Below are 23,225 nucleotides of genomic sequence, written 5' to 3'. Positions count from 1 at the left end.
TCAACGCCAATTAACGAGGTTTTTAAGCTTGCGCATCTACCACAATCAACTCTCACAAACCTTAACTGAGCCGCTTTCACCAGTTTGGCTAGTATTTGGCGACGAGCCTTGGCAAAAAAACGATAGCTTGGCACAAATCAAAGCCGCTGCCCTGCAGCAAGGTTTTGATGAGCTAATCCGCTTTAGCATTGATGACAAGTTCAGTTGGGACGATGTGCTCAACGAATACAATGCGATGAGCCTATTTGCCGCCCGCCGTGTGATTGAGCTTGAATTTCTCACCACCAAGTTAAACGATAGCGCCACAAAAGCGATTGAGTTAATTTGTAGTCAGCTTAGCCCAGATGTCACCCTGCTTTGCCATGGTGATAAACTCGATGGCAACGCCAGTAAAAAGAAATGGTTTAAAGCACTGAGCGGCTCGGGTGTCTATCTGCCACTTTACGACCTTGACACCAAAGGGCTAGCCATGTGGCTCAATCGTCAAGTACGTCAGTATCAATTGGTGATTGATAAACAAGGCATTGAATTATTGCTGACCATGTTTGAGGGCAATGTCTTAGCGCTCGATCAAGAATTACAAAAGCTGTCTATTTTATATGGCCAGCAGGCAATTGAATTTGATACCTTGTCAGCACTGATTATTAGCCAAGCAAAATTTAATCCTTTTGCCTTAGTTGATGCCTTACTCGCAGGTAAAGTTGATCGCTGTATCACTATGTTAGATCAGCAGCAACAAGAAGGAACGCCTGCAGCCAAAATACAATGGTTTATCAATAAAGAGCTTAACCAGCTCAAACAAATGCATTACCAATTGCAAACAGGCGAAAACGAGCAAGCCATATTTAAAGCATTTCGCATTTGGGATAAGCGCAAACCGCTTTATCAGCATGCACTAGCCAATATGTCGCTTGATAATATTTTAATTGCGATTACCCGCCTAGCCGATGTTGATTTGGTCAGTAAAACTACGAGTGAATTTAATGTTTTTCAGATGCTCGCAGATGTCTGTATTTGCGCTTATCACGGTGAAAAGCTAAAGCCACTTAGCCTAAACTACTATGACTAACGTTGCTGAAAACGAGCGTGTTAAAAGCAAACGGCCCAAAAACACCGAAAGCCAACTAATTTTTGGCGGCACCTTTGACCCTTTTCACTTGGGCCACTTAAACCTATGTAAACATGTTGCTGGCGATTTAGACGTTAATACAATCACACTATTGCCTGCGAATATTCCGCCGCACAAAGCCGCAGCCAAGGTAAGCAGTCAACACAGATTGGCAATGTTACAAGCACTCGCCCAGCAAGAACCGCTTTTTCGTGTTGATGGTCGAGAGCTCAATCGCGACAAGCCAAGTTATACAGTCGACACATTAAAAGAGATTAAGCTTGAAACCCCTGCGCTTTCTTTAAGTTTACTTATTGGTATGGACTCTTTACTGAGCTTTACGCAGTGGCACCAATGGCAGGAAATAATCGCGCGAGTTAATCTTATTGTCTGTACACGCCCCAATTACACGCTTGACATAAAGCAATTGCACACAGAGCTACAAAAACGCCTGACCGATAAGGCTTCATTAAACTTAGCTGATGTTGGACAAATTTATTTAGCACCGTCAGCTAATGTAGACTTGTCCTCAACCGATATTCGCTATCAGCTTAGTCAAGTAAACACGTACGATTCATCATCGGTCACCACTTCTTCCCAAGTGCCTAGCCAAGCATTTAACCAGCTCCCCAAGGTAATCGCAGAGTACATCAAGCAGCGTCAGCTTTATTGCTAATAATTTGCCTGAATATACAGATAACTCACTATCCGCACTAACCTAAACATCAACGCGTTTTTGTGAATACTTCACGAATAAGTACTTCGTAGCCTAATAATTTACTGCCTGTTACCTTTGAGCAGTTAACGCTCCTGATAAATAGTGATATTATTAGCGGTTACTAATTTCGAATATTGTTTAAATTCAATTTCAATCAAGGAAAAAACATTGCAAAGTGAAGCTCTTTCCGCTTTCGTTTATGAAAAAATCGACGATCTAAAAGGCCGCGACATTATCACCCTAAATATTCAAGATAAGGCCAGTTTTGCTGATTACATGGTAGTCGCTTCAGGTAACTCTAATCGCCACGTTAAATCTATTGCGCAAAATGTTGCCATGGAATGCCGTGCTGAAGGTATCGAACCGCTCGGTATCGAAGGTAACGATATTGGTGAATGGTCGTTAGTTGACTTAGGTTCAGTGGTCGTTCATGTCATGACTGACGAGCAACGTGACAAATACCAAATTGAAAAGCTTTGGCAAGACTAACAGCAATTTAGGCGATCCGTTCAATGCGTTTAACTTTATATGCCGTTGGCAATAAAATGCCTGCTTGGGTGACTCAAGGCTTTGAAGAATATGCCCGCCGTTTCCCACGTGATTTAAGCTTTCACCTGGTTGAAATCCCTCCTGGTAAACGTACTAAAAATGCTGATATTGCCCGTATTCTAGACAAAGAAGGCGAGCAAATGTTAGCGGCTATTCCAAAAGGCAATCGCATTGTTACCCTGGAAGTCACAGGTAAACCTTGGGACACCCCGATGCTCGCTACCCAGCTAGAACGTTGGCAGCACGATGGTCGTGACGTTGCATTACTGGTTGGTGGGCCTGAGGGGCTAGCACCCGCATGTATTAAAGCTTCAGAGCAAAAGTGGTCGCTTTCGCCTTTGACATTGCCACACCCTATGGTGCGCATTATTATTGCCGAAAGTTTGTATCGCGCTTGGAGTGTTAACACTAACCACCCTTATCATCGAGAATAAGCACAGAGAATAAGCGCAGGTAATAGCCATCAAAACTAAGCAGCTATCATGGTAAGACGTAAACGCGTATCCATACGTAACCACAGCGCCGAGGCAAACTTATTTGCCCGCCGTGCTTTTATTGCACTCATTGGTGTGGTCGCGATGTTGATTGTTCTGTTTACCAACGTTTATAACTCGCAAGTTAATTCGTTCGAAAAGTATCAAACACGATCAAACAGCAACCGCATTAAGCTTTTACCTGTTGCCCCTAATCGCGGGCAAATCTATGATCGCAATGGCGTACTGCTGGCTGAAAATAAGCCCGTTTACAGCTTAGAAATTATTCCTGAGCAGGTTGAAGACCTCGAAGGTACGATTGCCGATATTAGTGAATTACTCGATATCAGCGAAGAAAAGCAACAAAAGTTCTTCAAAGCACTGCGAGGTAAACGTCGTTTTAAACCGATTGAATTGCAGTCGCGTTTGAGCGATCAGCAAGTAGCGCGCTTTTCCGTTAATCAGCATAAATACCCAGGCGCATTTATTGATGCCCGACTTAAGCGTTATTATCCATTTGGCGATTTAACCACCCATAACTTAGGTTATGTTGCCAAAATTAACCGCAAAGACGCGCAGCGCCTAGAAGCAGAGGGGAAATCAGAGAATTACGCAGCAACGCGTGAGATAGGTAAACTAGGTTTAGAAAAGTATTACGAAGAGATTCTACACGGTCGTATTGGTCACCAAGAAGTTGAAGTGAATAACCAAGGACGCGTGATACGCACGCTTGATTTCACGCCTCCTACTCCCGGCAAAGACCTTACCCTTACCCTAGATATTGAGCTACAAATGATCGCCAAGCGGGCACTCGCTGGCAAACGTGGCTCAGTAGTCGCGATTGACCCCCGTGATGGCGGAGTGTTGGCGATGTATTCGAACCCAAGTTACGACGGTAACTTATTCGTGCACGGCATTAGTTCGAAGAATTATCGCAAATTATTGGACTCGAAAGACTTGCCACTGATCAATCGCAGTGTCCAAGGTTACCCGCCCGCTTCTACCGTAAAACCCTTCTTAGCCTTACTTGGCCTAGAGCAAGGAGTGATAACACCTGAAACTCGAATTTGGGACCCTGGTTGGTATCAGCTAAAAGGTGTTGATCACAAATACCGTGACTGGAAAAAATGGGGGCATGGCTGGGTTGATTTAACTAAAGCGATTGAACAATCGTGTAACGTTTACTTTTATGATTTAGCCTACAAGCTTGGTATCACCAAAATCAGCGAGATGATGGACAAGTTTGGCTTTGGTGAACGCACCGGCATTGATATTCATGAAGAGAGCAGCGGTATTTTGCCCAGTGTTGGCTGGAAGCGCGCTCGCTACAATCAAAACTGGTATACAGGCGAAACTTTATCAGTCGGTATCGGACAAAGTTATTGGACAGTAACGCCACTGCAACTGGCGCAGGCGACCTCAGTGTTGGTCAACAAAGGTGAAATCAAAAAGCCGCATTTATTAAAAGCCAGTTCGCAAACTACATACACACAAGGTGAAGGCAAGAATGTTGTCACCATCAGTGCTCAGCCATATGAGCTTGAGGAGTATCCACCAATTGCCTTAAATAACAAAGACAATTGGCAACTTGTATTGGATGCGATGCATTCAACCGTGCAGAAAAAAGGGGCAACTGGCCATACCGCGTTTAAAGACCACCAATACGACGCCGCCGGTAAAACAGGCTCCGCACAAGTTGCGCGCATTGCGCAAGATGCAAAATATGACGCCGAAAAAACTCAAGAGAACAAGCGTGATAATGCCATGTTTATCGCCTTTGCCCCATTTGATAAGCCCGAGATTGTGGTCTCTGTTGCTATCGAAAATGTTGCCAAAGGCGGTGGTGCAACCAATGCCGCGCCGGTGGCAAGGCAAATAATGGATCAATATTTTGGTAATCGCGTGATCACTAGCGAATACACCAGTGAGGAACATCCACTTCACGACGAGCACTTTACCGTTTCCACTGACGAGGCCGATTAATGCGATCAACGGGGCAAGATCAAGCCAAAAAACTCGATATTTGGCAGAAACTTCATTTAGATTTACCCTTGTTGCTTGGCTTACTTAGCTTGATGACCTTGGGACTTTTTGTGGTCTATAGCGCAGGTGGGCAAGACTTTGATTTAGTTGTTCGACAAGGTGTTCGCCTTGGCGTTGCCCTGCTCGTGATGTTTATCGTCGCGCAGATTCCACCGCAGGTTTATTTTAAATGGGCCGTTCCCACTTTTGTTATTGGTTTAGGTTTACTGGTTGCGGTACTGCTAGTTGGTACGGTAGGTAAAGGCGCTCAACGCTGGTTAAATCTCGGCTTTATGCAGTTTCAACCTTCAGAAGTGATGAAACTTATTGTGCCGATCACCATCGCTTGGTTTATCAGCCAGCACGATCTGCCAGCCAAGCTAGGTAATATCGTGATTGCCTTTATTCTTGTGCTGATCCCAACATTACTAATTGCTAAGCAACCCGATTTAGGTACCTCATTATTAATTGCTAGCTCAGGCATTTTCGTGATTTTTCTTGCGGGCGCCAGTTGGAAGTTAATTGGCACCTGCGTTGGCCTTGCCTCAGCATTTACGCCAATCCTTTGGATGTTTTTGATGAAAGACTACCAAAAGCAGCGGGTATTAACTTTTCTCGATCCAGAGAAAGATCCACTGGGTAGCGGCTACCACATTATTCAATCGAAAATTGCCATTGGTTCAGGCGGGCTATACGGCAAAGGCTGGCTACAAGGCACGCAATCACAATTAGAGTTTTTACCTGAGCGCCATACCGACTTTATCTTCTCAGTATTTAGTGAGGAGTTTGGACTAGTTGGCGTAACAGCGCTGCTACTGGTTTATTTAGCTATCGTGATGCGCGGTCTTTGGATCGCAGTAAATGCTCAAGAAGCCTTTACCAAGCTGCTTGCAGGCAGTATTACGTTGACCTTTTTCGTATACGTATTTGTCAATATTGGTATGGTCTCGGGTTTGCTACCAGTGGTTGGCGTACCGCTGCCGCTCGTTAGCTATGGTGGTACGTCAATGGTGACATTAATGGCCGGCTTTGGCATTCTAATGGCAATAGGAACACACCGTCGGTTTAATGCACAGTGATTGCCAATAAGCTTTAAATCTCAATTTTACGTAACGCTTAAAAACTAAACATAAAAGCTATACATAAATAACAATGACTAAAAAATTATGCCTAGCCAGCTTGCTTATCACTGCTATTGCCATCATGGCTGGTTGCAGTACCAGTAAGGGCCGCTACCAACAAGCACATGACAGCATTCCAACCCGTTTACCAACCGCTGCGGAGCTTAAAGATCCCATTCCGCGTGTTGAGCCGAAAAGCCGAGGTGGTAATCGAAACTATCAAGTGCGCGGTAAGCACTATCAAGTACTCGATAGCGCAGAAGGGTTTAGCCAGTCAGGTATAGCTTCTTGGTATGGTAAAAAATTTCACGGTCATCTAACATCTAATGGTGAGATTTATGACATGTATGCCATGAGCGCCGCGCATAAAAACTTACCATTGCCAACCTATGTAAAAGTCACCAACCAAGCAAACCAAAAATCAGTCATAGTCCGCGTTAATGATCGCGGTCCGTTCCATCAAGATCGTATTATCGACTTGTCCTACAGCGCGGCATACAAGTTAGGCATGCTGTCTACTGGCACTGCAAACGTTACAATTGAAGCGATTACTGACGATAATGCGCCGATAGCAAAACCAAGTTCGGTTGCCAGTGCAAAAACTTCACCTGATGGTACAAGTCAGTTAGCAGCCACTGACGCTGAGCAAGAAGTTAAGCAGAAAGCCAAGCAAGAATTGTTAACAACGACCAACGATGACTCGGCGGTACCAGAAGGTGATTATGTTCAAGTATTCGCAACACGCAGTGAAGACGTGGCTAAGCGTACAGTTTTAGCACTGACCAGCTTATATCAACACAACGCCGTTTATTCACAGCAAAATGGTATATACCGAGTTAAGCTAGGTCCATTTGCTGAGCACGAAAATACTGATGAATTAGTCACCAGTTTGCGACAAGCCGGTTACGAAAGCGCCTACCGTCGCAAAATCTTACATTAAGCCTGTTATCCATTGGGTTTGCGCGTAGCAAATCCTAATAGTAGTGATATACTGTTGGCAATTTTTTGACACAACTTATCACATCAACCTTTAGCACTGCCCTCCCCAATAAAGCGAGTGGCAAAGTAAATGACTCGCTAAAGCAATGATCAGTTGTGCAGCTGGTTAAAAATACAATTTTCAAGGAGCATTATGTCACGCCCATTCGCTCAGCGCGTAGCTAAATCCACTAAGCGATGCTTAGTTTTGCTAAGCGCCATTACACTTTCCTCATCTATATTTTCTGCTTCGGCACAATCGATTCGCATCACACCGGATGCCCCAGAAATTAATGCCAAAGGCTTCATCTTAATTGATTACACCACAGGTAAAGTGATCGCAGAAGGCAATGCCGACACGCAATTAGAACCGGCTAGTTTAACTAAAATGATGACCAGCTATATTATCGGTCGCGAACTTCAAGCAGGTAACATTGCAAGCACTGATATGGTAACTATCAGTGAAAATGCATGGGCAAAAAACTTCCCAGATTCTTCAAAAATGTTTATTGAAGTCGGTACTGAGGTGAGTGTTGCCGAGCTTAACCAAGGAATTATTGTCGCTTCAGGTAACGATGCCTGTGTTGCAATGGCTGAGCATATTGCAGGGTCGGAAGATGCCTTCGCCGATCTGATGAATGCCCACGCACAGCAATTAGGCATGTCGAGCAGTTACTTTGAAAACAGCCATGGTCTGCATAGTGAAGAGCACTTCACTACACCACGAGATATGGCAACCCTCGCAATTGCATTAATTCGCGATACACCAAATGAATATGAGATGTACAAGCAACGCTCGTACACTTACAACGACATCAAACAGTACAACCGTAACAGTCTATTATGGGACAAGAGTTTAGACGTTGACGGAATTAAAACGGGTTACCATTCAAAAGCTGGCTACAGCTTAGTGACTTCGGCGGTGAAAGACGGAATGCGTTTAGTTTCTGTGGTGATGGGGACCGAAAGCCAACGCGCTCGTAAAATTGAAAACAAGAAACTCCTTAACTATGGTTTCCGCTTCTTTGAAACCATCACGCCATATGAAGCTGGCGAAACGTTTGCCACGAACCGTGTTTGGATGGGTGATATTAAAGACGTTAACCTAGGTATTTTAGAAAGTACGCCGATTACTATTCCGCGTGGGCAACGTAAGAAAATTGAAACGAACGTTGAGCTTACCAAAGAACTTGTTGCCCCATTAGCCAAAGGTGAGCAAGTGGGCAAACTTTATTTAACCCTTAACGGTGAAGATATCGCTGAATACCCTCTGGTTACCTTACAAGAAGTGAACGAAGGCAGCATGTTCAGTCGTTTAGTGGACTATGTAAAACTACAGTTTGTTAACTAGTTACTAAATGTGAAGTAACAGCGTAAATCCCCCCTTGAAAAGCCCTGGCAAACGCTAGGGTTTTTTTGTCTCATAAAGTTACATTTAACGCTTGAATTTTGATTGTTCGCCACCATTAACAAGCCAGCAAATCACAAGCATAGCCCTTGCCTGTAGATTAGTGATAAAATATGAACTAAGAGTACCAAGCGACCGCATTTATGTGAGCGTTCGCACCAGACTGCGTTGTAAAGCGTCGTATTAACGCCCTGCAAGCAGCAATAGAGAGCAAATATGCAAACTAAATTTGATGAACTATTAGAATTTCCAACCGTACTAAACTTCAAAGTGATGGGTGTCGCTTGCGACGAATTACCTGACTTGATTGTTGCTGAGTTACAAAAGCACACGCCTGGCGATTATTCACCGAAATTAAAGCCAAGCTCTAAAGGTAATTATGTGTCTGTGTCTGTTGCCGTTCGCGTGACAAGCAAAGAGCATATTGAGCAAGTATATCAATCACTTAATACAATTGAGCAAGTTCGCTACATCCTCTAGCGAACCAAGCCACCAAAGAAATAGCCAAGCATTCTATCGCGACATTGTAAAATCAAGTAGGCAGTAAATTGACTAATACGCTAGTTATTCGACAGTTAGCACAAGCAGAGTACACGCAAGTATGGCAAGCCATGCAAAAGTTCACCGATGAGCGTGACAAGTCAAGCTTAGACGAACTGTGGTTAGTAGAGCATCCGCCCGTGTTTACTCAAGGGCAAGCCGGTAAAGAAGAGCATTTACTTGCGCCAGGGGAAATCCCAGTTGTACAAGTTGACCGTGGCGGACAAGTGACTTACCACGGTCCCGGCCAGCAAGTTATCTACGTTATGATCGATCTTAGACGCCGGAAAATGGGTGTTCGAGAACTGGTTACCCTAATTGAAAATGCGATAGTTAATACCCTTGCAGAATATGATATTGACGCTTACCCAAGGCCAGATGCCCCAGGTGTCTATGTCGATGGCAAAAAAGTCGCTTCGCTTGGCTTACGGATTCGCAAAGGCTGTTCATTCCATGGGTTAGCGCTCAATGTTAATATGGATTTATCACCATTTTTGCGCATCAATCCTTGCGGTTATAACGATTTAGAAATTATACAGAGTGCTGATTTAAATGGCCCCAAAACTGTTGAGCAAGCAGGTCAAGGGCTGGTCAAACATTTAAGCGCACTACTTGAAGCCGACGAGCTTCAATATCAAACAGGTTTGGAACAACAATATGACAATTAAATCTTCACGTATGGAGCCCGGCGTTAAGTTACGTGACGCTGAGAAAATGGCCCATATCCCAATTAAAGTGGTGCCTTCAGAACGCGAAACCATGCTGCGCAAACCAGAGTGGTTGCGCATCAAACTGCCGCGTACGACTGAAAAAATCGATCAAGTCAAAGCTGGCTTACGCAAGCACGGTTTGCACTCCGTATGTGAAGAAGCTTCATGCCCTAACCTGTCAGAATGTTTCAATCACGGTACCGCCACCTTTATGATCTTGGGTGACATTTGTACCCGTCGCTGTCCGTTCTGTGATGTAGCTCATGGGCGTCCGCTAAAACCTGATGCCCAAGAGCCGAAAAAATTGGCACTTACGCTTAAAGACATGTCACTAAAATACGTGGTGATCACTTCAGTTGATCGCGACGATCTGCGTGACGGTGGTGCGAGCCAATTTGCTGAATGTGTGAAAGAAATAGCCGAACTTGCACCACACACAAAAGTAGAAATCTTAGTGCCTGATTTTCGTGGCCGTATGGACCGAGCGCTGGAAATTTTAAACCAGCATCCACCACATGTGTTTAACCACAACATGGAAACTGCGCCGCGACTATACACTAAAGCGCGCCCCGGGGCGAACTACCAGTGGTCATTAGACTTACTAAAGAAATTCGGTGAAGCTAACCCCGATATACCAACTAAGTCAGGCTTAATGGTGGGCTTAGGTGAAACTAACGAAGAAATCCTTGAGGTTATGCGCGACTTGCGTGCTCACGGCGTGACCATGCTAACGATTGGTCAATACTTGCAACCAAGTAAAGAGCACTTACCTGTGGAACGTTATGTTCACCCTGATGAATTTAAAATGTTCCACGACGAAGCCATGAAAATGGGCTTTAAACATGCCGCCTGTGGGCCACTAGTACGTTCAAGTTACCACGCTGACAAGCAAGCCGCAGGTGAAGAAGTCAGCTAGTAATGTGTCGCCAGCGTTACGTGCTTTAAGGCTAATCATAACTTCCTAAAAATTAGCGGCAGTTTAACTTGGTACTGTCGCTAATTCTTTAGCCCTCTCATCCCTTCGTTAACGATCCAGTTGACGTTTGTTAAGCCCCAGTGAAATAAAACCAGCTAGAAGCGCAGTTATCGCGGCCGCAATATGTGTTTGCGTTAACCCATCACCATCTAGCCACAATAGGCCAGCTGCGTACGCACCGATCGCGCCCCCCACCCCATAAACACCACTAATGTAGAGCGCTTGCGCCCTATTTTGTTGATTTTCACGAAAGTGATGTTGAATAAACTGCATCGACGCACTGTGGTATAGCGCATAGCTTGCCGCATGAATAAGCTGCGTAAACACTAGTAATGCCATATGCTCGCCCCAAAGCCCCATTAACAGCCAGCGCAGTGCGGTACTTAAAAAGCTAAAGATTAATAAGTGATAAACACTAAACCGCTTAAATATACGCCCAGCAAGTATAAATGTCGCGACTTCAATCACCACAGAGACTCCGATTAGCAGGCCAACTGCGTAGCTAGGATGGCCTAAGTCACGAATATACAGAGCAAAAAATGAGTAATAAGGGCCAAAGCTTACTTGCAACAATAAACCAGCGACAAAGAATAAAACAAAGTTGCGTGACATAAGGAGGGTTAGCATTGAGCTCGTATCTATTTCGCTTGGTGCTCGCCCTCTTTTATCGCGCATCAACAAGGTTGATAACCATAAACCAATGAGCACCACTAGACCGAGCAAGACAAAGGTTTCACTGCCTTGGCTGGCAATAACTTCGCCACTAAGCACAGCAAGCGCAATAAAACCTAAACTACCCCAAAGCCGAATACGCGCATAAAACTTTGCGCTTTTGCGCATCGAGTGCAGCGTTAGCACTTCTAGCTGAGGCAACATGCCTGTCCAAAATAAACTGAATAGCGCTAATACAATAGCAATCGGCCAATAACCATCAACAAAGAACAAGCCAAAAAATGAAATCATTGCCAGCGTACTGGCCACTTGAATAACGACAAGCTGCTTACCCGTTTTATCAGCAAAGAATGCCCAAAAAGACGGCCCTACAATTTTAGTAGCGGTAAAAATCGCAAGTAGCTCACCAATTTGGCGGGAGTTAAATCCTCGCCCTTCTAGAAAAACCGCTAAAAATGGCATGGCTAAACCAAGTACGGCGAAGTACCAAAAGTAGCCGTTAGAAAGGCGAACAAAGTTAGATAACATGTGTTAGAAAATTACTTCCATATTGGTAACAAAAAGAAGGTTTGGATAGGTCCAGCCTCCCCAACCTCTTAGTAGCGACATTGTATAATGTTCGCCAGTCCTTATTTGAAAGGGTTTAATTATCGCATATAAAAAAGCTCGCCGCGGCGAGCTATGTCAATTTTATCGCTTAGCAGCTTAAGATAAGTTAACTTTCATAAGCTTGCTTGTGTTTGCCGACAGCCTATTCAATTACTGGTGTAGCGCAGGCCACATCGGCGTTTTGGCCACGATGGCGTAAATAGTGATCCATTAGGGTTAACGCCAGCATAGCCTCAGCAATAGGTACAGCGCGAATACCAACACATGGATCGTGGCGCCCTTTGGTTGCGATATCCATAGGCTGTCCGTCAACATCAATGGTTTGACCGCTAACACCAATACTTGAGGTTGGCTTAAGCGCAATATTAGCGACAATTGGCTGACCTGAAGACAAGCCCCCTAATACGCCACCAGCGTGATTAGAAGCAAAACCTTCAGGCGTCAGTTCATCGCGATGCTCTGAGCCTTTCTGGTTAACCACTTCAAAACCATCGCCAATTTCAACGCCTTTAACCGCGTTAATGCTCATTAAACTGTGGGCAATGTCAGCATCTAAACGATCAAAAATCGGCTCACCTAAGCCAACAGGAACGCCTGTGGCAACCACCATGATTTTTGCGCCAATCGAGTCTTTTTGCTTAATAATGCCGCGCAAAGTTTCATCTAACGCGTCAAGCTTAGTGTCATCAGGGAAAAAGAAAGGGTTTTCTTCAACAATATCCCAGTTAAACTGCTCTGCTTTAACATCAGCAATTTGTGTAACACAGGCCTTAATCTCAATACCTAATTGTTGTTTTAAATACTTTTTCGCAATCGCACCAGCCGCTACACGCATTGCTGTTTCACGCGCTGACGAACGACCACCACCACGGTAATCGCGAAAACCATATTTTTGCGTATACGTGTAATCAGCGTGGCCAGGACGGAAGCTTTGTGCGATATTGCCGTAATCTTTCGAGCGTTGATCTGTATTTTCAATTAACAAGCCAATAGGTGTACCTGTTGTTTTACCTTCAAACACACCCGACATAATTTTCACTTGATCGGCTTCACGTCGAGCTGTGGTATAACGAGATGTACCAGGCTTACGGCGATCAAGGTCAAATTGCAGATCTGCTTCCGAGATTTCTAAACCCGGTGGGCAACCATCAACAATAGCACCTAAACCTAGACCATGACTTTCACCAAACGTGGTGACCGTGAATAATTTTCCGTATGTATTACCTGACATTATCTTGCAACGACCCGTTGATTAAAAATTTCTTGATGTTCCTCTAATTGTGCCTTTGTCAGCACAAAAACGCCGTGTCCACCGCGTGTAAACTCAACCCAATGAAAAGGGACTTCAGGATAAGTTGCTTCAACATGAATTTGTGAGTTACCTACCTCACAAACCAGAATGCCATTATCACTGAGTTGACTTGCTGCCTTGGCTAATATTTCACGAGTAATATCTAAGCCGTCGTGACCAGAGCCAAGCCCCATTTCTGGTTCGTGAGTGAATTCAGCAGGTAAGCTGTCAACATCTTCCTGATCGACATACGGTGGATTCGTCACAATTAAATCATATTTTTCCTGTGTGACAGAAGCAAAAAGATCAGACTGAATCGGAATAACTTGTGCCATTAAACCGTGACCTTCAATATTAATTTGCGCAACATCCAGCGCATCTGTCGATAAGTCAAGAGCGTCCACTTCAGCATCAGGGAAAGCATAAGCACACGCAATAGCGATACAGCCGCTGCCCGTGCAAAGATCTAATATACGCGCTGGCTGATGTGACAAATAAGGAGCAAACTGATTATCTATCAACTCAGCTATTGGCGAACGTGGCACAAGCACGCGCTCATCCACATAAAATGACAAACCAGCAAAACTTGCTTGATTGGTCAAATAGGCGGCGGGAATTTGCTCTTCAATTCGGCGCGCAATAAGTTCAAATAATGCCTGCTTTTCATCAGCTAACAGTTTGGCTGCTTTGCAACGTTCAAATAACTCGTTGGGCAGCGCCAGTGTGTACATCACTAATTTAGTCGCTTCATCCCAAGCATTGTCAGTGCCGTGCCCAAAAAATAAATCAGCGCGATTAAACTCGCTTGCCGCCCACCTAATCCAATCTTCAATCGTCGTTAACTGTTCAAATATTGGATTTGCTAGCTGTTGGCTAGCGATGTCTGGATTGAGCGACTCTTGCTGTGGCTCTGAGGTGGTTGACACTGTTTTTTCTGACATGGCTATCTTGCGCGTTCTGGCGTACTAATGGAGGACAAAAAAGGCCAACTACTATATCATTAAACTCTGTTTACGTGTTCAACTTTGCCATGAAATTTAAAGATTTATTAACCGCTGAAGAAAAGCAATTATTCAAAGATGAAATTGGTAAAGTTAAACGGCTTAAACAAGACAAAGTCGTGCATCAAAAAAAGCGCCCGACTTCTGCGGTTGTAAAAGCAAATCAAATGACGACAAGGCAAGTGGCTGAGTTTCATTTTTCTGATGAATTTGAGCCCGATTTAAATCGCACAGGCCCAATGCAATACGTTAAGGAAGGTACCGACAGCTATGAAGCCAAAAACCTGCGCCGCGGAATTTATCATCCCGAGCTAATTTTAGATTTGCACGGGTTAACGCAAGAGCATGCTAAACGCGAGATTGCCTCCTTGTTGCTCGCTTGTCACAAAGAACATGCGCGCTGTGTGTGCATTGTTCACGGTATTGGCAACCGAATTCTCAAGAACAAAGTGCCTCACTGGTTAGTGCAGCACCCTGATGTACTAGCATTTCATCAAGCGCCTTTGGAGTATGGTGGTGACGGTGCTTTGCTCGCGCTTGTTGATATCAAAGATAAGTATTGATAAAAGCAAGCCCCAGATAATCTAATTAACAGCTAGCCTAAATCACTTGGCGCAACGACGCCATTGAGCTCGCCAAGCATAGTGTTTACATCATATTCTATTTCAGCAATACCTGCCGTTTGGAAGATAGGAGCAAACTGCTGCTGTGTGAATTCTGACACTAAATAACTCACCAATGGCATATGCGAAACGATCAATAAGGTTTCTGTTGATGTTGACATCAATTCACCATCGATTAAATCGCGTACTTGAGACGCTGAGCCTGACGGGGTGATCATGGACTGAGTAACAACTAACTCGGTTAGCGCTTGAGTCGACAGAGGCAAATATTCAGCAAGGGTTTGATAGGTTTGCTGAGCACGCAAATAAGGACTAACCCAAATTTTGCTTGGCGTAATTGATCTACTCGCCAACCATTTGCCCATTATAGCGGCTTCATTAATACCGTATTCAGTTAATGCACGTTCCGCATCAGAGTTGGCCGTCGCTTCTGCTTGACCATGTCGCATTATCAAAATCTGCATTAACTGTCTCCCGCACTTCAATAAATCGCGGTTATTGGTAAAAAATTCCGGCTATAGTAAAAGAAACGCGTTATGATTAATAACAACTCTTAAGAATAAAATAAACTGGCGTTATTCCCTCAAGTAATTTATAACAAAAACAACGCTATAATCAAAAGTATATACACGATTTTCCGATGGTGCTGTTCGATATAAGTGTGAAATAGGAATTTATGTTGAAACAAAGCCCTAATGACAAAAAACAATACCAGCCGCTGACACTTAGCAATGGTTTACAAGTGCTACTTGTACAAAACACTGAGTCTGAAAAAGCCGCGGCAGCTTTGGCAATTAATGCTGGTCATTTTGATGACCCTAGAGACCGCGAAGGCCTAGCGCATTTTGTTGAGCACATGTTGTTTTTGGGCACTAAAAATTATCCCGATGGTAGTGAATACCAAAAATTTATCAGTCAGCACGGTGGCCATCATAATGCATGGACAGGCACCGAGCACACCTGCTTCTTTTTTGACATTCAAAGTAATTTCTTACCAGAAGCGTTAGCAAGATTTGCTGACTTTTTTATCTGCCCGCTACTGAGCGAAGAATTTGTCGAAACTGAGCGACAAAATATTGATGCCGAGTTCAAATTAAAATTAAAAGACGACATTAGACGCTTGTACGATGTTCACAAGGCAACCGTAAACCAAGCACACCCATTTTCGCAGTTTTCTGTCGGCAACCTTGAAACCTTAGCCGATCGCGATGGGCAAAGCGCACAAGCAGACATTCTTGCTTATTTTGAACAAAATTATCGCGCTAATTTAATGACCCTTGCCATCGAAGGGCCGCAGCCACTTGAGGAATTAGAGCAGCTCGCTAAACAGTACTTTTCATCCATCAAGACTGGTGGTGATAAAAAAACGATCACCACACCTTTATATCTAGCTGAGCACTTAGCACAAGAAATATCGGTTACCCCTGTCAAAGAAGAAAGACAATTAATTGTCAGCTTTGCGATGCCTGGTATCGATGAATATTACCAGCACAAGCCGGAATCAGTGCTTACTTACCTGCTAGGACATGAAGGCAAAGGCAGTATTCTATCGCTACTCAAGCAACAGCATTTAGCTTTGGGGCTTACCGCAGGCTCTGGGATAAACGGCTCAAACTTCAAAGATTTCAATATCAGCATCTCGCTTACCGAACAAGGCGAGCAAGAAATTGATGGTATTCTCGACATCGTTTTTAGCTATATTCAGTTATTAAAATCAAAACCGTTATCGCACACTTACTACATTGAAAAGCAAAAGCTCGCACGCATCGCTTTTGACTATATGGAAAGGCTCAAGCCGCTCGACTCAGTCAACCAGCTCGCGGTGAACATGCAACACTACCCGGTGGAAGACTATATCGCCGGCGATTATTTAATGGCAGGTATGTGCGATGACAGCGTAGAGCACTTGTTAACCTTTTTATCTCCCAACAACTGTCGCATAGTCAAAATCGGGCAAAATTACCAATGTGATCAGTTAAGCCCTTGGTATCAAGTGCCCTATCAGGTGAGTGCCATTTCGCCTCAAACGCTAGAGCGCTGGCAAACCATTACTGTGCATCAAGACTTAAAGCTACCAGCACCAAACCCTTATATCATAGACAAGCCTCAGGTTTGGCCTCACAGCCATGAGTCAAGCAAGCCTGCGTTAATTGACAACCACAACGGCTTATGTGTTTGGTACAAGCAAGATACAACTTATAAAGTGCCCAAAGGATACATCTATATTGGTATAGATTCCCCTCTTGCTATTGCATCTACCGCTAACATTGTCATGACGCGCATGTTTGTTGATATCTTTAGTGATCAAGTGATTGAAGAACATTATGACGCTGAGTTAGCAGGCATTCACTATCAACTCTATGCCCATCAAGGTGGGATGACACTGCAATTGTCTGGGCTCAGTGAAAAGCAACCTTTGCTACTAGAAAGGCTATTAGCTAGCCTTATTCAACATAACTTTACTGAGCAGGCATTTGAGCAGAGCAAAGCATTACATGTTAAGCAGTGGCAAAATGCTGACAAGAACAAGTCTATTTCTCAACTATTTGCGACCTTGAGCTCATTAATGCAGCCTCACAATCCGGCCGCAAGTGAATTATTGGAAACGGTTAGCTCAATCTCGTTTGCTCAGTTTATGCGCTTTTGTGGCAGACTATTTGAACATATCACCCTTGAGGTGTTGATCCACGGCAACTGGCTAGAAAGTCACGCTCGAGCAATAGCCAAGCAAATAGAAGACGGGTTTAATCATTGCTTTGATGGTCGTAATCACGTTAGCTGCCCTGTTATTGATATCGATGGGCACCAAGAATATATAGTGCCAGTGTTACTGCCCGAGCATGATCACGCAGCCGTGTGCTATTACCCACAAACAGAAAAAGACGAGCATTCAACGGCACTAACCATGCTAACCAGTCATTTTCTCGCACCTCTGTTTTTCCAAGAAATGCGCACAGAAAAGCAATATGGATACTTAGTTAATGTCGGTTATATACCTATTAACCGCTACCCTGGCATTGCATTTTACATCCAGTCACCACATACCTCACCGGTTGAATTAGTCAGCGCTATGGATGAGTTTATTGCAACGGTGAGTGATAAACTGTCAAGTGTCACCAATGAGCAATGGCAAACGTTTAAATTTGGTCTAAGTGCACAATTAGCAGAGAAGGACACTAGCTTACGCACAAAAAGCCAACGCTTTTGGGCAGCAATATCCAATCAAGATTTTACCTTTGATCGCAAGCAACGCTTGCTTGAAGCTATCAATGACATATCGCTAGAACAAGTCATCGCGTTTATCGACAAGGTACTATGTAAAACTGACAATCAAGACTTCATTAGCCGATTAACATTAGTTTCACTTGAGAATAAAACGCAAAGTAAACAATGGGAAGATAGAGGCGCCATAATTATTAACGAACCAAGTGAACTAAGCCAAAAGACGGAGCGAAAATACTAAAGCTCAGACACCAAGTTTTTAGCCAAACCTTAGGCTAATTTTTATCAAGATTGAGACATTACCGACGATTGTTTGAGCATATGTCCTACACTTTTATCAACAAATTTGACTTACCACAAAGCATTCGATTAAATGTAGCAAACAATAATTATAAATGAACTAGCTAAGCCCTAGGCTGCTAGCAAAATAATTTGGCTGTTCTTTCTTTACATAGAGCTTTACATAGAGTTTTCTTTTTTTGGCTGTTAATTGCTGTATCAATATCGTCGGTATTGGTTAGCAAAATTTCGCACGCCAGCCACTTCGATAACAACGCAACTTTTCAGCAATTCACCACCTCTGATGGCCTATCACAAAGTTATGTATTTTCTATTGTCCAAGACAGTAATGGCTTTCTCTGGTTCGCAACAGCCGATGGTTTGAACCGTTATGACGGGTTTGAATTTGTGCATTATCGACACAATGTTCAAGATCCTAATTCTGTAGCTGACAATTACATTCGAACCTTATTTATCGACAGCGAAAATACCTTGTGGGTTGGTACAAAAGGAGGCCTCAGCCGATTTAATCCTTCCCGTAATAACTTTGATAATTTCACCACCGATCAGGAAAACGCTCTTACCTCCTCTAATCAAAGCAATACCAATGCCCTATCCGACAACACTATTTGGACTATTTATGAAGTTGTTTCCAACGTTGATGGTGTTCAACTGCTTGTCGCGACAGAATCAGGCCTGCATAAGTTCAATACCGCTAATGGTCAATTTACACGGATAGAAAATGGCACAACAGGCGAAAGTTTTAAAGCAGTAAAAAGCATCTACCAAGACGACAAAAAAAATATTTGGTTAGGTACTTTTGATGATGGTGTTTATCTTACCAATCAAAGTTTTAGTTTAATAAAACACTTAAAGATTGCTGGTGAAAAAACGAGCCAATGGAATTTCACTATTGATGCTACTTCATTATTTGATATTAAAGAAATTGCCGAAAACTACTGGCTAGCAACAGACAACGGTATTTTTATAGTTGATAAGAGCTACCAGCTTAAACACCATATCACCCAACAATCGACCGACTTCCAATTACTGTCAAACCAAATCAGAACTTTATTGCCGACCCAGGGCAGCAAACTATGGCTTGGAACCAAAGAAGGTATCAATGCCATTGATTTATTGACGCTATCAATCAGCCAAGTCGCGAAAAAAGGGGCAGCCCCGAATGGCTTTGAAGAGCCATGGGTGATGACATCTTATCAAGATAAGGTTGGTAACTTATGGTTTGGCACCTATGGCGGCGGTATTCAAAAGCACAGAGACAGCAGTAAGCTGATTAAAACTGGCCCAAGAACGCAGTTAACACATGATCTTTGGCTCACCTCATTCGCGCAAGACAGCACAGGGACCCTGTGGTTTAGTAATGAATCAGGTGAACTGTTTAAACAACCACTTGATGCCGAGCTAGCTCAGCCAATATCGCTAAACATTGAAGTCGCGCAAGTACACGTTAAAGACAGTAATAGTTTATGGTTAAAAAGCTACTCACAAGAGCTTTTCGAATTCAATACTGAGTCGCTCACACTTCGACATTTTCAAGCTTGGATAGCTTCAAGTCATAAAATGCAAGAGCTAGTCGCTCTAAACAACCACCTTTGCCAAATCGACTCAGCAAGAAATGTCAGCTGTTTAAACAGCAATAGTGAGCAGGTATTAACTTTTCTGCCTGACGGTGAACAAGCGGCCGTTTTGTTGCAGAAACACACAAACGATAGTCTACTCGTTCTGACCGAAAGCCAAGCCGTTTATAAATTTTCAGTTGCTCAGCAAAAATTCGAGTTTATTTATTCTTTAGCCGATATTTACTCACCTTCAGTAACGGTAAGCCACTTAATACTCAGCCAAGGCAGCCTTTGGTTGGCTTCAAACGGTAAAGGCCTAACCCATATTGACTTAGCAACCAGTCAAGTAAAAAACTTCATCGAAGGCAATGGTTTGGGCAATAGCTACTTGGCCGATTTACTAATGTCGCCTGACAATCAGCTATGGTTTGCGACCAATAAGGGAATTGGCGCAATTGATGTTAACAGCTTAACCTTAAAGCAGTTCGATATTGATTATGGGTTGGATCACATCGAATTTAATAGTCACTCTGCGCTATTAACAAAAGAAGGCTGGGCGTATTTTGGTAGCCCTAAAGGCTATGTAAAATTCAAACCACAACAGCTGTTTAATACAACACAGTCGATATCAACTCCTGTCATCAGCAAAGTCAACATCGCGAATAAAAACATTGAGATACTAGAACAGTTTGCGGACCAACACTTTCCTATGAATTTAGCGAATACTAAAGCATTTACCATAGGTCACCGAGATTTCCCGCTAAGCTTTGATTTTGTTGCACCTAATGCCAAGCTAAAACACCAAACCAGATACCGCTACCGCTTACTTGGATTAGAAGAAAGCTGGGTTGAAGCTGACAACGAAAACAGACGTGCGACCTACACAAATTTAAGCTCCGGCGAATACACGTTTGAAGTTGAAGTCTTTGACCATTTTGACCCGACGCTAGTTGAAGGTACTAAGCTTTCGTTTACTATCACCCCGCCGTGGTGGTTAGACAAAAGCGCGGTGATTCTATACGGCTTAGCGGGCATCCTACTATGCGCTTACTTTTTGCAGCAGTTGCGACATCGCCACGAATATCACTACCAGATCAAGAAAAGTGAAGAACGATTAAAACTTTCACTTTGGGGCAGTGGTGATGAAATGTGGGACTGGAATATTCGTACTCAGAAAATATTCCGCTCAAATATCTGGGGCATTTTAGAGTTCCCACAAGATGGCACACGTAATGTAGGAACTGAGCAAACAAATATTCACCCAAATGATATCAAACGGGTGACCAACGCATTAGAAGATCATTTTGATAGCAAAACTGAGCATTACGAGACAACGTATCGCGTTCTAGATAAACAAGAAAACTGGGTGTGGGTGCTCGATCGCGGCAAAGTGGTTGAACGTAATGAGCAAGGTAAGCCATTGCGAATGACAGGTACCCTTAAAGACGTTAGTCAAATAAAAAAAGCAGAAGAAAGGCTTAAATTATTTGCCAAGTGCATTGAAAACATCTCTGACGCAGTCGTGATTTACGACCGTCAATTTAACACCATTGATGTTAACAAATCATTCAGCCGTATCACTGGCAGAAGCAAAGCCGATGTTATTGGCGAACAATTGCAGTTTAACCGCTACCCCGCAAATTTTACGCAATCAATTAAAAAGCAGTTGGTTGTTGAAGGCAGTTGGCAAGGTGAAATTGAAAGTTTGCGCCACAACAATGAGCTTTATTACTGTGAATTAACCTTAGATGTGATTCGTGACGAAGGCGACAATATTTCGCATTTTGTTGGCGTATTTTCAGACATTACATCGCGAAAAGCATCAGACGCTGAACTGCGCCGCCTAGCGAATTCCGACACGCTAACAGGCTTGCCCAACCGTTCATATTTCCAAGCGAACCAACAGCGTTTGGTGAAAAGCAAAACTCCTCATGCCTTGTTAGTTTTCGATCTTGATAATTTCAAAAAAATTAATGACTCTATGGGGCATCAAGTCGGCGACCTTATCTTAGTTGAGGTAGCTAAACGAATTGCTCGCGTTGGCGGCAAACGTATTAGCGTATATCGCCTTGGTGGTGACGAGTTTAGTATAATTATTGAAAATACCAATGATATTCATACGGTAACAACGCTCGCCAAAGAAATTCTTAACTGTATTGCTCAGCCATTAAAACTTAAAAACCAAGAAATCGTCTTGTTTAGCAGTATTGGTATTGTGCTGTATCCAGAAGATGGCGCGACGCCAGCAGAACTTCTCAAGAATGCCGATACCGCGATGTATCACGCGAAAGGCAATGGCGGTAATCGATATCAATTCTTCAGTGATTCAATGAATAAACAAGCGGTGAAGCGTATTCAAATTGAAACGCTTATTCGCCATGGTTTAAAAGAAGACTATTTCTCGGTTTTCTATCAGCCGAAAATAGACATTGCCAGTGGTAAAGTCTCTGGTATGGAAGCCTTGGTGCGCTTCGAAACGCCAACCAAAGGCATTATCAGCCCACTCGCGTTTATTCCTATTTCAGAAGAAACAGGGCAAATTATTGATATTGGTGAAATTGTTTTAAGAAAATCATGTTTTGCGACTAAGCGCTGGATAGATGCGGGGTTATTTGATGGTCGTGTCGCGGTTAACCTATCGGCGGTACAATTTACACAACCTAACTTGCCGCAGATGATTGCCAATATTTTAGAAGAAAGCCAGCTACCGGCTAAGCACTTAGAGCTTGAGATTACCGAAGGCACTGTAATGGATTCGCCGCAGCAAGCTATTGATACCATGCTGCAAATCCGCTCTATGGGTATTCATTTAGCCTTGGATGACTTTGGTACCGGTTACTCCTCTCTTGCTTATTTGAAGAAATTCCCACTCAATACGTTAAAAATAGACAAGGCTTTCGTTGACGATATTGAAAGCTCAGATCAAGGTCGAAACATGGTGGCAACCATAGTAACCATTGCTCACAACTTAGGTATGCAAGTTGTTGCAGAGGGCGTAGAGAATAATAATCAGTTGAGCTTCTTAGCAGGCCTTGGCTGCGAGCAATTACAAGGTTATTTATATAGTAAGCCATTACCTGAAAATGACTTCCAAAAGTACCTACTAAGCTATCAAATTACTGATAAATCAACGAGCTTCATCAACAGCTAAATCACTTGTACGTCAAAATTTTGCCTCGATGCGCTAAGCTTTGCCGCTTGTTTGGCAGGATTTTGACATCTTTGTATTAGGCACTTCATAAAACCAACACAAAACACAATAAAAGCTTAACAAACAACAACATAGAAAAACAAAAACATAGTAAATCAAATTGGCATACATTTGGCTAAACCTTATACGGATTA

General features: G+C 43.3%; 18 protein-coding genes. 14 read left to right on the top strand and 4 right to left on the bottom strand.

What is annotated here, in order from left to right; translation table 11 throughout:
* Positions 1–28: 28 nt before the first annotated feature.
* The 11 genes from holA (at position 29) to lipA (ending at position 10,543) form a co-directional block, all read left to right on the top strand.
* On the top strand, positions 29–1,069 hold the full coding sequence (gene holA / locus DXX92_RS06010; protein WP_115999630.1) for a DNA polymerase III subunit delta: 1,041 nt from the start codon (positions 29–31) through the stop codon (positions 1,067–1,069).
* The gene (gene nadD, locus DXX92_RS06005) at positions 1,062–1,784 is read left to right on the top strand and encodes a nicotinate-nucleotide adenylyltransferase (RefSeq protein WP_115999629.1); all 723 of its coding nucleotides are present in this window, start codon (positions 1,062–1,064) and stop codon (positions 1,782–1,784) included. Before holA ends, nadD begins: the two co-directional genes overlap by 8 nt.
* A gap of 210 nt (positions 1,785–1,994) precedes the next feature.
* Entirely contained in the window at positions 1,995–2,315 is a 321-nt protein-coding gene (gene rsfS, locus DXX92_RS06000) for a ribosome silencing factor (protein WP_115999628.1), read from the top strand.
* A gap of 23 nt (positions 2,316–2,338) precedes the next feature.
* Positions 2,339–2,809, top strand: coding sequence for a 23S rRNA (pseudouridine(1915)-N(3))-methyltransferase RlmH (gene rlmH / locus DXX92_RS05995; protein ID WP_115999627.1), 471 nt, complete (start codon positions 2,339–2,341; stop codon positions 2,807–2,809).
* A 48-nt stretch (positions 2,810–2,857) separates the two neighbouring features.
* Complete coding sequence (mrdA, locus tag DXX92_RS05990; RefSeq protein WP_115999626.1) at positions 2,858–4,831, top strand: penicillin-binding protein 2; 1,974 nt, start codon at positions 2,858–2,860, stop codon at positions 4,829–4,831.
* Positions 4,831–5,949, top strand: a complete 1,119-nt coding sequence (gene rodA / locus DXX92_RS05985; protein ID WP_115999625.1) for a rod shape-determining protein RodA — start codon at positions 4,831–4,833, stop codon at positions 5,947–5,949. Before mrdA ends, rodA begins: the two co-directional genes overlap by 1 nt.
* Before the next feature lie 73 nt (positions 5,950–6,022).
* Positions 6,023–6,931: a septal ring lytic transglycosylase RlpA family protein gene (locus DXX92_RS05980; RefSeq protein ID WP_115999624.1), complete on the top strand. Its 909-nt coding sequence runs from the start codon at positions 6,023–6,025 to the stop codon at positions 6,929–6,931.
* 192 nt (positions 6,932–7,123) lie between these two features.
* Positions 7,124–8,320, top strand: coding sequence for a D-alanyl-D-alanine carboxypeptidase family protein (locus DXX92_RS05975; protein WP_115999623.1), 1,197 nt, complete (start codon positions 7,124–7,126; stop codon positions 8,318–8,320).
* A gap of 273 nt (positions 8,321–8,593) precedes the next feature.
* Positions 8,594–8,857 (top strand): DUF493 family protein YbeD, encoded by a 264-nt coding sequence (gene ybeD / locus DXX92_RS05970; RefSeq protein ID WP_115999622.1) that lies wholly within the window; start codon positions 8,594–8,596, stop codon positions 8,855–8,857.
* Between the two features lie 68 nt (positions 8,858–8,925).
* A complete protein-coding gene (lipB, locus tag DXX92_RS05965) occupies positions 8,926–9,585 on the top strand; it encodes a lipoyl(octanoyl) transferase LipB (protein ID WP_115999621.1) in 660 nt (219 codons plus the stop codon).
* The gene (lipA, locus tag DXX92_RS05960) at positions 9,575–10,543 is read left to right on the top strand and encodes a lipoyl synthase (RefSeq protein ID WP_115999620.1); all 969 of its coding nucleotides are present in this window, start codon (positions 9,575–9,577) and stop codon (positions 10,541–10,543) included. The genes lipB and lipA overlap by 11 nt, the downstream gene beginning before the upstream one ends.
* Positions 10,544–10,651: 108 nt before the next feature.
* Here the strand turns inward: lipA and DXX92_RS05955 are convergent, their stop codons facing one another.
* The 3 genes from DXX92_RS05955 to prmB form a co-directional block, all read right to left on the bottom strand.
* Positions 10,652–11,803: an MFS transporter gene (locus tag DXX92_RS05955; protein ID WP_115999619.1), complete on the bottom strand. Its 1,152-nt coding sequence runs from the start codon at positions 11,801–11,803 to the stop codon at positions 10,652–10,654.
* Between the two features lie 223 nt (positions 11,804–12,026).
* Complete coding sequence (gene aroC / locus DXX92_RS05950) at positions 12,027–13,115, bottom strand: chorismate synthase (protein ID WP_115999618.1); 1,089 nt, start codon at positions 13,113–13,115, stop codon at positions 12,027–12,029.
* Positions 13,115–14,116, bottom strand: coding sequence for a 50S ribosomal protein L3 N(5)-glutamine methyltransferase (gene prmB / locus DXX92_RS05945; RefSeq protein ID WP_115999617.1), 1,002 nt, complete (start codon positions 14,114–14,116; stop codon positions 13,115–13,117). Before prmB ends, aroC begins: the two co-directional genes overlap by 1 nt.
* An 89-nt stretch (positions 14,117–14,205) precedes the next feature.
* On the opposite strand from prmB, the gene smrB reads away from it, so the two are divergent.
* Complete coding sequence (gene smrB, locus DXX92_RS05940) at positions 14,206–14,739, top strand: endonuclease SmrB (RefSeq protein ID WP_116002311.1); 534 nt, start codon at positions 14,206–14,208, stop codon at positions 14,737–14,739.
* A 32-nt stretch (positions 14,740–14,771) separates the two neighbouring features.
* On the opposite strand, the gene sixA is transcribed toward smrB, so the two are convergent.
* Positions 14,772–15,263 carry a phosphohistidine phosphatase SixA gene (gene sixA, locus DXX92_RS05935; RefSeq protein ID WP_115999616.1) on the bottom strand — a complete coding sequence of 164 codons (492 nt, stop codon included), beginning with the start codon at positions 15,261–15,263 and terminating at the stop codon, positions 14,772–14,774.
* 212 nt (positions 15,264–15,475) lie between these two features.
* Between sixA and DXX92_RS05930 the strand changes: the two genes are divergently transcribed.
* The gene (locus tag DXX92_RS05930; RefSeq protein ID WP_245961406.1) at positions 15,476–18,262 is read left to right on the top strand and encodes an insulinase family protein; all 2,787 of its coding nucleotides are present in this window, start codon (positions 15,476–15,478) and stop codon (positions 18,260–18,262) included.
* Between the two features lie 272 nt (positions 18,263–18,534).
* The gene (locus DXX92_RS05925) at positions 18,535–23,031 is read left to right on the top strand and encodes an EAL domain-containing protein (RefSeq protein WP_181901703.1); all 4,497 of its coding nucleotides are present in this window, start codon (positions 18,535–18,537) and stop codon (positions 23,029–23,031) included.
* The last annotated feature ends 194 nt before the right edge of the window (positions 23,032–23,225 follow it).

This window comes from Thalassotalea euphylliae, from assembly GCF_003390395.1.
GTDB classification, from domain to species: Bacteria; Pseudomonadota; Gammaproteobacteria; order Enterobacterales; family Alteromonadaceae; genus Thalassotalea_F; species Thalassotalea_F euphylliae_C.
The sequence above is the reverse complement of the archived record's forward strand: the minus strand, read 5'-3'. Positions and strand labels throughout refer to the sequence as shown.